The sequence below is a fragment of the Providencia sp. PROV197 genome (assembly GCF_028479625.1).
In the GTDB taxonomy this organism is placed as follows: Bacteria; Pseudomonadota; Gammaproteobacteria; order Enterobacterales; family Enterobacteriaceae; genus Providencia; species Providencia vermicola.
On sequence record NZ_JAMPNZ010000018.1, the window covers coordinates 73,016 to 86,988 of the forward strand.

Annotated in this window: 12 protein-coding genes; 8 read left to right on the top strand and 4 right to left on the bottom strand. The window is 41.3% G+C overall.

The window, feature by feature from the left end; all coding sequences use genetic code 11:
* Positions 1 to 5 precede the first annotated feature (5 nt).
* The gene (gene murA, locus PR808_RS10225; protein WP_206083560.1) at positions 6 to 1,268 is read left to right on the top strand and encodes a UDP-N-acetylglucosamine 1-carboxyvinyltransferase; all 1,263 of its coding nucleotides are present in this window, start codon (positions 6 to 8) and stop codon (positions 1,266 to 1,268) included.
* Positions 1,269 to 1,351: 83 nt separating this feature from the next.
* On the opposite strand, the gene degS is transcribed toward murA, so the two are convergent.
* The 3 genes from degS to zapG all read right to left on the bottom strand — a co-directional run bounded on the left by degS (position 1,352) and on the right by zapG (position 4,705).
* On the bottom strand, positions 1,352 to 2,416 hold the full coding sequence (gene degS / locus PR808_RS10230; RefSeq protein ID WP_206083561.1) for an outer membrane-stress sensor serine endopeptidase DegS: 1,065 nt from the start codon (positions 2,414 to 2,416) through the stop codon (positions 1,352 to 1,354).
* A 115-nt stretch (positions 2,417 to 2,531) separates the two neighbouring features.
* Positions 2,532 to 3,926, bottom strand: coding sequence for a Do family serine endopeptidase (locus PR808_RS10235; RefSeq protein WP_206083562.1), 1,395 nt, complete (start codon positions 3,924 to 3,926; stop codon positions 2,532 to 2,534).
* A 374-nt stretch (positions 3,927 to 4,300) separates the two neighbouring features.
* Complete coding sequence (zapG, locus tag PR808_RS10240) at positions 4,301 to 4,705, bottom strand: Z-ring associated protein ZapG (RefSeq protein ID WP_206083563.1); 405 nt, start codon at positions 4,703 to 4,705, stop codon at positions 4,301 to 4,303.
* Positions 4,706 to 5,038: 333 nt separating this feature from the next.
* Between zapG and zapE the strand changes: the two genes are divergently transcribed.
* From zapE to sspB, 5 genes are all read left to right on the top strand, one after another.
* Positions 5,039 to 6,163: a cell division protein ZapE gene (gene zapE, locus PR808_RS10245; protein WP_206083564.1), complete on the top strand. Its 1,125-nt coding sequence runs from the start codon at positions 5,039 to 5,041 to the stop codon at positions 6,161 to 6,163.
* Positions 6,164 to 6,470: 307 nt separating this feature from the next.
* On the top strand, positions 6,471 to 6,899 hold the full coding sequence (gene rplM / locus PR808_RS10250; RefSeq protein ID WP_006814213.1) for a 50S ribosomal protein L13: 429 nt from the start codon (positions 6,471 to 6,473) through the stop codon (positions 6,897 to 6,899).
* 14 nt (positions 6,900 to 6,913) lie between these two features.
* Positions 6,914 to 7,306: a 30S ribosomal protein S9 gene (rpsI, locus tag PR808_RS10255; protein WP_004258235.1), complete on the top strand. Its 393-nt coding sequence runs from the start codon at positions 6,914 to 6,916 to the stop codon at positions 7,304 to 7,306.
* Between the two features lie 522 nt (positions 7,307 to 7,828).
* Positions 7,829 to 8,470, top strand: a complete 642-nt coding sequence (gene sspA, locus PR808_RS10260) for a stringent starvation protein SspA (protein WP_206083565.1) — start codon at positions 7,829 to 7,831, stop codon at positions 8,468 to 8,470.
* 22 nt (positions 8,471 to 8,492) lie between these two features.
* Positions 8,493 to 8,972 carry a ClpXP protease specificity-enhancing factor gene (gene sspB / locus PR808_RS10265; RefSeq protein WP_375084322.1) on the top strand — a complete coding sequence of 160 codons (480 nt, stop codon included), beginning with the start codon at positions 8,493 to 8,495 and terminating at the stop codon, positions 8,970 to 8,972.
* 60 nt (positions 8,973 to 9,032) lie between these two features.
* Here sspB and PR808_RS10270 read toward each other — a convergent pair whose 3' ends face one another.
* Positions 9,033 to 10,439: an FAD-dependent oxidoreductase gene (locus tag PR808_RS10270; protein ID WP_206083566.1), complete on the bottom strand. Its 1,407-nt coding sequence runs from the start codon at positions 10,437 to 10,439 to the stop codon at positions 9,033 to 9,035.
* A 301-nt stretch (positions 10,440 to 10,740) separates the two neighbouring features.
* Here PR808_RS10270 and arcB point away from each other — a divergent pair, with 301 nt between their 5' ends.
* Entirely contained in the window at positions 10,741 to 13,089 is a 2,349-nt protein-coding gene (gene arcB, locus PR808_RS10275; RefSeq protein WP_206083567.1) for an aerobic respiration two-component sensor histidine kinase ArcB, read from the top strand.
* Between the two features lie 232 nt (positions 13,090 to 13,321).
* Complete coding sequence (gene elbB, locus PR808_RS10280) at positions 13,322 to 13,972, top strand: isoprenoid biosynthesis glyoxalase ElbB (protein ID WP_206083568.1); 651 nt, start codon at positions 13,322 to 13,324, stop codon at positions 13,970 to 13,972.
* The last annotated feature ends 1 nt before the right edge of the window (position 13,973 follow it).

The following is a 13,973-nucleotide window of genomic DNA, read 5'->3' on the forward strand; positions in this document are numbered from 1 at the left end:
CTTGAATGGATAAGTTTTTAGTTAAAGGACCAACCCGTTTATCGGGTGAGGTTACTATTTCTGGCGCGAAAAACGCTGCGCTGCCAATCCTGTTCGCTGCTCTATTGGCTGAAGAGCCAGTAGAAATACAGAATGTTCCTCATTTGAGGGATATCGACACCACCATCAAATTATTGAACCAGCTTGGTACGAAAGTGAAACGCAATGGTTCTGTATTTGTTGATGCGAGCACAGTAAGCACTTACTGCGCGCCTTATGACCTCGTGAAAACTATGCGTGCTTCTATCTGGGCGCTGGCACCTTTAGTGGCACGTTTTGGTCATGGTGAAGTTTCTCTGCCAGGTGGTTGTGCTATTGGTGCTCGTCCTGTTGATCTACATATTTCTGGTTTAGAACAGTTAGGTGCAAATATTGTTTTGGAAGATGGTTATGTGAAAGCTACCGTCGATGGCCGCCTGAAAGGGGCATGCATCGTGATGGATAAAGTCAGTGTTGGAGCAACTGTTTCAATTATGACCGCTGCCACATTAGCTGAAGGCACTACCGTCATTGAAAATGCTGCGCGTGAGCCTGAAATTGAAGATACTGCCAACTTCTTAAACACTCTTGGTGCAAAAATTACAGGTGCAGGAACTGACCGTATTGTGATTGAAGGGGTGGAACGTTTAGGCGGTGGGACATACCAAGTTCTGCCAGACCGTATTGAAACAGGCACATTCTTAATTGCAGCTGCTGTTTCTCGTGGTAAAGTCATTTGCCGCAATGCACGTCCAGACACCCTAGATGCGGTATTAGCAAAACTGCGTGAAGCGGGTGCAACGATTGAAATAGGTGATGACTGGATTAGCCTAGATATGGAAGGTAAGCGCCCTAAAGCGGTCACTATTCGTACTGCACCACACCCAGGGTTCCCAACGGACATGCAAGCACAATTTAGCTTACTTAACCTAGTGGCTGAAGGTGCAGGGCTTATCACTGAAACGATTTTCGAAAACCGATTTATGCACATCCCTGAGCTTATCCGTATGGGGGCTCATGCAGAAATTGAAAGTAATACAGTGCTATGTCATGGAGTTGAGAAATTAACTAGTGCACAAGTGATGGCAACAGATTTACGCGCATCTGCAAGTCTAGTGATTGCTGGCTGTATTGCGGAAGGCACTACAACGGTTGACCGTATTTACCACATTGACCGCGGTTATGAACATATTGAAGATAAACTGCGTGGCTTAGGGGCAGATATTCAGCGTGTTCATTCAGACGACTAGTTTTCTCGTTTATTGAATTGAAACAAAAATGCCGTTCAAACTGAATTGAACGGCATTTTTATATTAAAATTCATTTGGTAGCATCATCCTGCTTGCCCTTCAGGATTTTCTTCTATAATCACATCGATCGTTTTCATTTCACCATCGCGTAATATTTGCACCGACACTTTACTGCCAGGGCGAATTTCTGCAACTAAGTCCATCGTTTCAGCGGCAGAAACTGCAGGTTTTCCATCAACAGATAAAATAATATCCCCTTGCATAATACCCGACTTAGCGGCTGGGCCATTTGGGGCAACTTGGAAAATACGCAGTCCTTGTATCTGATTGATATTATTGTTGTTTGACCTTATTTGCGGTAGTTCACGTGCAGTAATACCAATATAACCACGGATCACGCGGCCATCACGGATCAGCTTATCCATAATTTTTGTTGCAAGCGCGGTTGGGATAGCAAAACTGAGGCCTTCAGAGGTAATGCCTTGCCCCGCGGTAAAGGACAGAGTGTTAATTCCCACTAACTCACCTTCGGTATTAATCAGTGCTCCACCTGAGTTACCTGAGTTAATCGAAGCATCTGTTTGTAAGAAATTTTGCCGACGAGTGGAGCTTAAGCCAACACGACCTGTCGCACTGATAATACCTTGAGTCACAGTTTGACCAATATTGTACGGATTGCCAATGGCTAAGACGACATCCCCCACATGGGTGACACGTTGAGTATTAATTGGGATCACTGGGAGGTTATCGGCATCAATTTTTAATACCGCAAGATCGGTGAGCGTATCAGAGCCTACCAGTAACGCATCAAAAATTGCGCCATCTTGCAGTGCGACTAAAATTTGGTCTGGGTTATCAACAACATGCTTGTTAGTAATGATATAGCCATTCGGGCTCATAATGACACCAGAGCCTAACGATTTAAGTTCACGACCAGACTGGGAGAAGCTACCTTTGGAGCTACTGTAGACATAAACCACGGCAGGGGCTGCACGGCGTACAGCTTTGTTATAACTAACAGGCTCACTATCCGTTTTGCCATACAGTAAATCAGCTAAACCTTGCGGACGCAATGAAGGTACCGCAATGATGATAATCAATGCAGCTAATAGGCCTAGCATGACAGAAATAGTAAGCTTCTTTACCATAAAATATTGGAGATTCAGTTATTTCTTAAACATGTACTGAGCATAACATAAAAAAACAGGCACAGTAGAGTGATACTGAGCCTGTTTTATTGACTTTAAGACCGATTTTTATCAATTAATTACGCATTAATAAATATAAGGTTTCGCCGTCACGTAATACTTTCATTGCCAACACGGGTGGTTTGCCATCGATAATTTTACGGAATTGATCAATAGTTTCAACTCGTTGGTCATTGACGCCAAAGATTAAGTCCCCTTTGACTAAACCAATTGCGGCAGCTGGAGACTTAGGCGCGACGCTATCGACTTGAACACCACGTGTATTGCTAATGGTTGCATTAGAAATAGTTGCACCTAATAATGACTCAGTTAATTTTTCAGCTCTTGTTGCTGAACCTTCATCATTTTCAAGGACGACTTTCACGTCCATCGGTTTACCCGAGCGGATCAGGCCGATAGTAATTTCTTTACCGATTTGGCTAGTGCCGATTTTGGCTCTTAATTCTGCGAAGCTATTGATGCGTTTGCCATCAACAGAGACTAATACGTCCCCAGACTTAATACCCGCTTTCGCAGCAGAGGATTTCGGTAGAACTTCACTGACGAATGCACCACGTTGAGCATCAATATTAAAGGCTTTTGCGATATCAGAATTCATCTCAGTCCCTTTAATACCGAGGATACCGCGCTTAACTTCACCATGTTTAATCAGCTGCTCACTGAGATTTTTTGCCATATTACTTGGAATAGCAAAACCAATGCCGATATTACCACCACCTGGCGCTAAAATAGCGGTATTGATACCAATCAGCTCACCATTTAAGTTGACTAAAGCACCACCAGAGTTACCCCGGTTGATAGAGGCATCGGTTTGAATAAAGTTCTCTAAGCCTTCAAGATTTAAGCCACTACGGCCTAATGCTGAGATAATACCTGACGTTGCCGTTTGCCCCAACCCGAATGGGTTACCAACCGCGACAGCAAAATCACCAACTCGTAACTTATCAGAGTCTGCGATATTAACTGCAGTTAAGTTTTTGATATCTTTATCGTTAGAGATTTTAAGCAATGCAATATCTGTTTGTGGATCTTTACCAATCAGCTTTACAGCGATTTCACGGCCGTCATTGAGTTGAATTTGAATTTTATCTGCACCATCAATGACATGGTTGTTAGTTAAAATATAGCCTTGTTGCGCATCGATAATCACGCCCGAACCGAGGCCTTCAAAAGGACGCACGCTTTGTTGTTGCGAAGGTGCATTTGGGCCAAAGAAGAATTTCAGCTCTTCTGGAATTTGTTGATTTTGCACACGTGTTCCTGACACATGAATATTCACCACCGCAGGCAGAACTTTTTCAAGCATAGGTGCAAGGCTTGGCATGTTTTGGCTTTGCGCTGTTGCTGGTAATGTTGCAGGTAGCGCCGCGCTACTTATCGTTGGGATAGTGGCCAGTGATAAGCCTAAACTCATTGCTACAGCGGTAAGAAAAAAGTTTTTTCTTTTCATAATTCAGTTAATTCTCTCAAGAATAAAGGTTCAATTCACTGTGGAGCCTTTTATTAGGCAAGCACAATGCGTTTCTATTTGGTTGGTATAAGATTCAATTTTACTGATGACTATGACCACAGATTATGCGCAAAAGTTCCACTTACGGATAGCAATTAACCACTCTTTTACATCTATTTACATGTAATTTAAGTAAGACTTTAACTTCTATACGGTAGTTAAATAAATTGTCTAATTAAATTTAGATGTAAATATTGTTCAAGATTATTAAATGATTATTTCACAGCAGATGATGCGAGTTGAATGGGGGGTTTTAGTTAATACAACAAGAAATCACCAGCAAGTGAGACTTACTGGTGATATACAATTAGAAACTATTTTTCTTTCTCTTCGATAGGTCGAAATAAGCCTGATGCGCTATCCGAATAATCTCTTGGTGGCATTTTTACTGGCGCTTGATCGTTATCGGCTTCAGATTCCGTTAAACGATAGTTAAACGGGTTATCTTGTGCTGGCATATCTGGCATTAATTCAGATGAACTTTGTGCCATATGTTGGTAAAGCTGACGGTAATCACGCGCCATTTTATCCAATAATTCTGCGCTACGAGCAAAGTGGCTGACTAATTCTTTACGGTACTCTTCCAGTTCAGTACTTTTTTTGTCTAGCTCAGCTTGCGCTGTTTTTTGTTGGCGAAGTTTTGGATTACCATAGCGGACAACTAATGCACCGATGATAAAACCAACAATCAATCCGATTAATGCATACTCCCAGGTCATGCTGACTCCTTCATTACTTCAATGTTCGCAGAAATTAAGCGTCGTTACCGTTACTATACCTTAAATAATTCAAGTTGCATGTAGACGTCAAGTAAAGCATCTCAACATATTGTAATTTGACCGTTAAGTGATGATAAAACCCACAGCGCTTGAATCGAGTAATTGTAAAACAATTAACCGCTTTTTTAAGAGTAGAATCTTAAGGTGAATTTCCTTACTCTATGGTGATTCGTTAACCGAAAGTTAAATGGTAACTGAATCTGGTTATAATAAAGGCAGTGTATATCAAATAACGGTAAAAAAACCGAAAATTTTTTAAGGATTATTCAGTTAATGTCACCGATGACCCCTACAATGCGTTATCAACAAGCGCTAGCGGATGGCAATTATCAGCCAGATGACGTGCAAAAGCTTGCCGTAGAACGTTTAGATAAAATTTATCAGCAACTGACTCAAGTTGTTTTAGCTGTGCCAAATAGAAAGAATAACGGTTTTTTTAGCCGATTATTAGGGAAAAACGCGGCCAATAAATCAATAGAGCCTGTTCAAGGCTTATATATGTGGGGCGGGGTAGGTCGCGGTAAAACATGGCTTATGGACATGTTTTATGAAAGCTTACCTGGTGATCGTAAACTTCGGTTGCATTTCCATCGTTTTATGAAGAAAGTGCAGGAAGATTTGATGGCTTTACAAGGGCAGGAGAACCCGCTAGATATCATTGCGGATGAATTTAAAAAGCAAACTGATGTGCTGTGTTTTGATGAGTTTTTTGTCTCTGATATTACTGACGCGATGATACTGGGAACACTGCTAGAAGGTTTGTTTGCCCGCGGGATCACGCTGGTTGCCACGTCAAATATCATTCCTGACAATTTATATCGCAATGGCTTACAGAGGGCACGGTTTTTACCTGCTATCGAACAAATCAAAAAATATTGTGATGTAATGAATGTTGATGCAGGGATTGACTACCGCTTACGGACTTTGACGCAAGCTCACCTCTTTTTATCTCCGATAAATGCACAAAATCGCCAGCACTTGGATGAGATTTTTGTCAAATTGGCGGGTAAGGAAGGTAAATTAAACCCAGTTTTAGAGGTCAATCACCGGAAAATGCAAGTGCTTCGCTCAGCGGAAGGCGTTTTAGCCGTAGAGTTTAAAGTGCTATGTGAAGAGCCGCGTAGTCAAAATGACTATATTTACTTATCAAACTGTTACCACACGGTTTTATTGTACGATGTCCCTTCGATGGGGTCGAGAGATGAAAATCCTGCACGGCGTTTTCTTGCGCTGGTGGATGAGTTTTATGAGCGTAAAGTGAAATTGGTGATTAATGCAGAAGTCCCGATGGAATCATTATATCAAGGGCAACTTTTGGCCTTTGAATACCAACGCTGTTTATCTCGCTTACAAGAAATGCAAAGCGAAGAATACTTAAAAATTCCACATTTGGCTTAAGTTTTTTTGCTTGCATGCGAGTTTCAGCGCAAAAATAAGCTAAAACGTTCAAATTAAGTACAGATGGCGTTTGATATTCACACAAACGTAAAAAAAATGCATTTGGGGTCGATTTTTGTTTCTGACTTCTCTATAATCTTGCGACCCCACGTTACAGCGCTATTTTTTATTTCCCAAAAAATAACGCATAATGCCAGTTAGGCTGCTCGAAGGGGTAGGTTTACTGGACAAAGAGTCGTGTGAACCTCAGAAAGCTTATGAACATGAGTGTTCACCAACGTGTAACTTCAATATTGGGTAAGTTTTAATGAAAACTTTTACAGCTAAACCAGAGACCGTAAAACGCGACTGGTACGTTGTTGATGCAGATGGCAAAACTTTAGGCCGTCTTGCAACAGAAATTGCTAGCCGTCTGCGCGGTAAGCATAAAGCGGAATACACTCCGCACGTGGATACTGGTGATTACATCATCGTTCTGAATGCAGAAAAAATTGCTGTTACCGGCAAAAAACGCGAAGACAAAATCTACTATCGCCACACTGGCCATGTAGGTGGAATCAAGCAAGCAACTTTCGAAGAAATGATTGCTCGCAGTCCTGAGCGTGTGCTTGAAATCGCGGTTAAAGGCATGTTGCCAAAAGGACCTCTGGGTCGTGCAATGTACCGTAAACTGAAAGTTTACGCAGGTAATGAGCACAACCACGCGGCTCAACAACCGCAAGTTCTTGACATTTAATCGGGATTATAGCAATGGCTGAAAATCAATACTACGGCACTGGTCGCCGCAAAAGCTCATCTGCTCGTGTCTTTATTAAGCCGGGTAGCGGTAACATCACAATCAATCAGCGTACGCTGGAACAGTACTTTGGTCGCGAAACTGCGCGCATGGTCGTTCGTCAGCCGTTAGAATTGGTTGAAATGTTGGAAAAACTGGATCTGTACATCACTGTTAAAGGTGGTGGTATTTCAGGTCAAGCAGGCGCAATCCGTCACGGTATTACTCGTGCACTGATGGCTTATGATGAGACTCTTCGTTCTGATCTGCGTAAAGCTGGTTTCGTTACCCGTGATGCGCGTTCTGTTGAACGTAAGAAAGTGGGTCTGCGTAAAGCTCGTCGTCGTCCACAGTTCTCCAAACGTTAATTTATTGCCCTGTGGGCATAAAATTGATGAAAAAACCCGTCTTTATGGCGGGTTTTTTATTGCCTAAAAATTAATAAACTGACGTTTAAAGATAATTTAAAAAAGAATTAAATATAATTAGCAGAAAAAGACAACGAATTAGTCTAAAATTTAAAATAATCACTCTTTGGTAATAAAAATTGTTTTTTTTATCATATTATTTAGATAACCATGGAGTTAACTTTAAGGTTTATTGTTTTTTAATTTTGGTTAGTTTTGTTTTTTATTTTGTTTTTTGTGTAATTGTTCTTCTTCAATGAAATAAACCTATGATTTTTCCTATCACTCCCCCCTAAGCTGTACAAAATCTGTTAGAATATGCCCCTGTTTTTTTATTTCATCATTTCTCGCCTTTCTGTGCGGGAGGGTTGTGTTGACTTTCAGTATGGATAAATGAAAGTAGGACACAGGGGATTTTAAAATGGGTAACGGGTAATTAAAAATTAATTACATTTCGTCCATTTTTGTAATTTGGAGGTTTTAATGGCTGTCGCTCCTAACAAACGTTCGGTAATGACATTGTTCTCAGGCCCAACTGACATTTTTAGCCATCAGGTACGTATCGTCCTGGCAGAAAAAGGGGTTAGCGTCGAAATTGAACATGTTGAACCTGGTCATCCGCCTCAAGATCTCATTGATCTCAACCCGTACCAAAGCGTTCCGACACTCGTTGATCGTGAGCTGACTTTATATGATCCGCTGATTATCATGGAATATCTTGATGAGCGTTTTCCTCATCCTCCATTAATGCCTGTTTACCCTGTCGCGCGTGGAACTAGCCGTCAATTAATGCATCGCATTGAAAAAGACTGGTATTCTCTGATGCACAAAGTAGAAAAAGGCAGTGCTCAGGAAGCGGATAGCGCCCGTCGTCAACTAACGGAAGAGTTAATTGCCGTTTCGCCTGTTTTTGCTGAAATGCCATTCTTTATGAGTGATGAATTTAGCTTGGTTGATTGCTACTTAGCGCCGCTGTTATGGCGTTTACCTGTACTGGGTATTGAATTGAAACCTGCTAATAGCAAACATTTACAGATGTACATGCAACGTGTATTTGAGCGTGATGCATTCTTAGCATCTTTGACGGAATTAGAACGCGAAATGCGTCTGTCAGCAAGAGGCTAAAAGTATGATGGAAATGACAGCAATGTCACCACGTCGCCCTTATCTGTTACGTGCCCACTATGAGTGGCTACTCGATAACGATATGACCCCGCATTTGGTGGTTGATGTCACTGTTCCTACTGTTAACGTTCCAATGGAATTTGCTCGGGATGGGCAAATTGTATTGAATGTTGCACCACGTGCTGTGGGTAACTTTGAAATTACCAATGACGAAGTGCGTTTTAATGCACGTTTTGGTGGAGTTCCTCGTCAAGTGTATGTCCCAATGGCCGCAATTATGGCTGTGTATGCGCGTGAGAATGGTGCAGGGATGATGTTTGAACCTGAAGCAGCCTATGATGCACAAATATCTTCTGATTTTGAAGACGTAGATGATTCGCCAGAAGAAGGGATTTCATTAGTTCAAGATAGCTCATTAGTTGAGCATAGCGCTGAAGAACCTTCGGATGATGAGCCACCAAGACCACCAAAAGGCAGACCTGCGTTAAGAGTGGTTAAGTAGCAAATTCACTTCATGTTGGTAGAAAAACAGAGGGATTTTCCTCTGTTTTTCTATGTTCTTCTATACCCCTAAAAAAAGTAAAATACCCTCGGCGGCACTGCGTCCATCGGCAATTGCATTGACAACCAGGTCTGAACCTCGAACGGCATCCCCGCCAGCAAATATTTTTTCATGGGAAGTTTTGAAAGGAAACGGGCTATTGCGATTTACACAAATATGCCCCTGCGAGTCAAATTGTACAAGGCTATCTTCAACCCAAGGTTGTTTGTGCGGGCGAAAACCGAAAGCAACAATGACGGCATCCGCTTCAATTGTAAAATCTGAATTTTTGATAGGCTCTACGGCGTTTCGTCCCTCTTTGAGTTCACCATTTTGGGTGCGGACGACAGAAATTCCGCGGACTTTTTGAGCCTCATTCAAAAGAATCTCAGTGGCTTGTAAATGAAAATAAAATTCAGCCCCTTCTTCAATTGCATAATTTATCTCTTTTAGTGAAGCAGGCATACTTTGTTTGTCACGCCGATATATACAGGCCACCTGTGAAGCACCTTGGCGAATCGCTGTTCGCACACAGTCAATTGCAGTATCACCTCCGCCGAGCACAACCACATTTTTTCCCTGTAAATCGATATAAGGTTCAAGAGGTAAAGGTGGGAGTTGCATCAAATGACGTGTGTTAGCAATTAAATAAGGTAAGGCATCATAACAGCCCTGAGCGTCATTCCTGAGCAGTTCACCTTTAATTGCACTGTATGTACCTGTTCCGAGGAAAATCGCGTCATAATCCGTCTCAAGCGTATTGAGATGTATATCCTTGCCGATATCGATGTTAAGTTGAAATTGAATTCCCATTTTAGTGAAAATGTCGCGTCGTTGTATCATGACCTGTTTTTCTAATTTAAATGCGGGTATCCCAAAGGTTAATAAACCACCAATTTCGGGGTGTCTATCAAATACAGTCACTTGTACACCATTACGCGCTAAAACATCTGCACACGCAAGGCCAGCAGGGCCTGCACCAACAATAGCAACACGGAAATTCACTGGCGTGACATGGGAAAGATCAGGCCGCCAACCTAGAGAGAATGCTGTGTCATTGATATAACGTTCTATGTGTCCAATGGTGACAGCACCAAAGGTATCGTTCAATACACAGGCCATTTCACACAGTTTATCCTGTGGACAAATGCGGCCACAGATTTCAGGTAAGCTATTGGTATGATGAGATAATTCAGCGGCTTCAATAATACGACCCTCCTCTGCTAATTTTAGCCATTTAGGGATGGCATTATGCAAAGGACATTTCCATTCACAGAACGGACTACCGCAGGAGAGACAACGACTTGCCTGTTGCTGCGTATTGTTGACATCATCAGGCTCATAAATTTCGACGAAATCTATTTTTCGAATATTGACTGCTTTTTTTTGCGGTTCATTTCGCGGGAGACCGATAATTTTGGCGTTCATGGTAGTCCTTACTGAACTTAGTCTGATTTTACATCATACAGTGCGCTTTAAAACCTAAAGCTTAGCACGACAAAAGTCAGTATAAGTCGCACGATTGATCTATTTTTCAAACGATTATGATGAAAAGTAACCCGAGATACATTTTTACTCAAGCTAAAACAAAGAAAATACCTGATTGTTATTTATCATTAATGATAAAAAATGGCTATTGAATGAGCAGGATCGACATTTTGTATTAATAAACATCCGAATCTGCCCTGTTTGATATATGATTCAAAGAGAATTTTACTAAGGGGTGGTTATGAAAGTACTTCGCGGCCTTGCGCAATACTATGTCGATTTGATGATGAAACTTGGATTGGTGCGATTTTCACTATTACTCGCATCCGCACTTGTTGTACTCGCCATGATAATGCAAATGGCGGTCGCTATCTTCTTGCGCGGGCATGTAGATAGTTTAGATATGGTCGGGTCTATTTTCTTTGGGCTTATTATCACTCCACTTGCGGTTTACTTCCTGTCTGTTGTGGTGGAACAACTGGAAGAGTCACGCCAACGATTATCGCGTATGGTGGATAAGCTTGAGGTAATGCGCAAGCGTGACGCTGAATTAAACACGCAATTACAAGGAAATATAGAGCAGCTCAACCTCGAAATACTTGAGCGTGAAAAAGCGGAACGTGCACATTTAGAATTACTTGAACAACTTAAGCAAGAAATGAAATACCGTGAGCAAACTCAAATTGAACTTGAGCAGCAATCGGTATTGTTACGCTCATTCCTTGATGCCTCCCCTGACTTAGTTTATTACCGTAATGAAAATAACGAATTTTCGGGTTGTAATAGGGCAATGGAACTTCTGACTGGGAAAAGTGAAAAACACTTAGTTGGGCTAACCCCTCTAGATATTTATGATGTGGAAATCGCTTCTAAAGTGATGGAAACCGATGAAAAAGTTTTTCGCCATAATGTTTCTCTAACCTATGAGCAATGGTTGGTTTACCCAGACGGTAGAAAAGCCTGTTTTGAGCTACGAAAAGTGCCATTTTATGACCGAGTTGGCAAACGTCATGGCCTCATGGGTTTTGGTCGCGATATAACAGAGCGTAAACGTTACCAAGAGGCATTAGAGAGCGCGAGTAGGGAGAAGACCACATTTATCTCAACAATCAGCCACGAGCTTCGTACTCCCCTTAACGGCATTGTTGGTTTGAGCCGAATATTGTTAGACACTGAGTTAACTTCGGAACAATCTAGCTATTTAAAAACGATTCATGTCAGTGCAGTGACATTAGGAAATATTTTCAACGATGTCATTGAGATGGATAAGATCGAGCGCCGTAAAGTTCAGTTGGATAACCAGCCAATCACATTATCTGAGTTTGTGAATGATCTCGAAAATTTAAGTGGCTTATTAGTTCAGCCAAAAGGGCTTAAATTTGTCATGGATGTCGCCCCCGCATTGCCGAAAAAAGTACTAACTGACGGGACGCGCTTGCGCCAAATATTATGGAACTTAATTGGTAATGCAGTCAAATTTACACAACAAGGGGAAGTCAAACTCAGCATCTGGCAAGAGTCTGAAAATAAGTTGTTTTTTAGGGTACAAGACAGCGGAATTGGTATCCCCAAAGATGAGCTAGATAAAATTTTTGCAATGTACTACCAAGTAACAGATTCTGCGGGTGGTAAGCCTGCAACGGGAACGGGGATTGGACTTTCTGTATCTCGCCGGCTAGCACAAAATATGGGGGGAGACATCCAAGTTGAAAGTCAAATAGGCGAAGGTTCTACATTTACGTTATCTATTTCTGCGCCTGTTGTTGACGATGAAGTTGTGGAATTTGAAGAAAATGATGATGATTACCCATTACCTGCTTTGCATATTTTATTAGTGGAAGATATTGAGCTAAACGTTGTTGTGGCGTGCTCTGTATTAGAAAATTTAGGAAATACAGTTGATGTCGCAATGACAGGCAAAGATGCGTTATCCATGTTCGCACCTGGTGAGTACGATTTAGTCTTATTAGATATTCAGCTACCAGATATGACAGGGTTGGATATTTCAAGGCAACTGAAACAGCAATATGACAAGGAGGATTTACCTCCACTCATCGCACTGACCGCAAATGTGCTTAAAGATAAAAAAGAGTACTTTGATGCAGGTATGGATGGCGTTTTAAGCAAACCATTATCTGTTCCAGCGCTGACTCAAGTTATTGAGCAGTTTTGGGGCGAGCAAGCCGCTCACTCTGAAGACGAGGTTCAAAGCGATATCCCTAAATCAACGGTTGATGAATCAAGGTTAGATTGTGAAATGTTGGAGCAATATATTGAATTGGTTGGCCCTAAATTAATTTATGATGGGCTAGACGTATTTGAAAAAATGCTTCCAGGCTACTTAGCAATTCTCGATTCTAATATGGTTGCAAAAGATCAAAAGGGTATCGTGGAAGAGGCTCATAAGATTAAAGGTGCAGCGGGTTCTGTGGGCTTAAGGAATTTACAGAAAATAGCTCAGCAAATCCAATCTCCTGATTTACCAGCTTGGTGGGATAATGTACAAGAATGGGTTGATGAATTAAAACAGGATTGGAAAGACGATATAGAAACTTTAAGAAACTGGGTTGATGTGCGCACAAAAAAATAACCCCAACCGAAGTTGGGGTGCGCGAATACTGCGCCAACACCAGGGAAATCGTTGATTTGCATGTGGTTTTCATTCTAGGCAAATCGTTAAATTAGGTTAATCGCGGTAAGCAATAACATCAAGATACCAAAATTTAGCGAATCTGTTACAAGATTCATTAAAATCTGTGATGAAGATTGATGTTTGCCTGCCTTATCGCTTGAGAGATAATTTACTACAAATGGAGCAAGATATGAAATCAATTGCGGTTATTTTAAGTGGCTGTGGTGTATTTGATGGAAGTGAGGTTCATGAGTCAGTATTAACAATGTTAGCATTGAGTCAAAATAATGCTGAAGTTCATTTTTTTGCACCTGATGAATTACAACCGACTGTTATAAATCATATAAATGGAAAAGAAAAAACAGAAAAACGTAATCAACTAGAGGAATCGGCCCGTATTACACGTGGTAAAATATCCCCTTTGTCCTCTGCGGATGCCTCTAAGCTGGATGCGCTCATTATTCCTGGTGGGTTTGGTGCGGCAAAAAATTTATGTGATTTTGCAGTTAAAGGAAGTGACTGTGAGATTAATAAAGAACTATTAAGTTTAGTTCGCCAAATGCACCAACAAAAAAAGCCTCTAGGGCTGATGTGTATTGCACCTGTTATGCTTCCGAAAATGTTAAATACATCAGTGAAATTAACTATTGGTGATGACAGCAAAACGATTGCTCAAATAGAAAATATGGGAGGAGAACACATCAAATGTTCAGTAGATGACATTGTTGTTGATGAAGTTAACCGAGTTATAACAACCCCTGCTTATATGCTGGCACAATCAATTTCTGAAGCAAATACAGGGATTAATAAACTCGTTAAGAAAGTATTGGAAATGGCGTGAT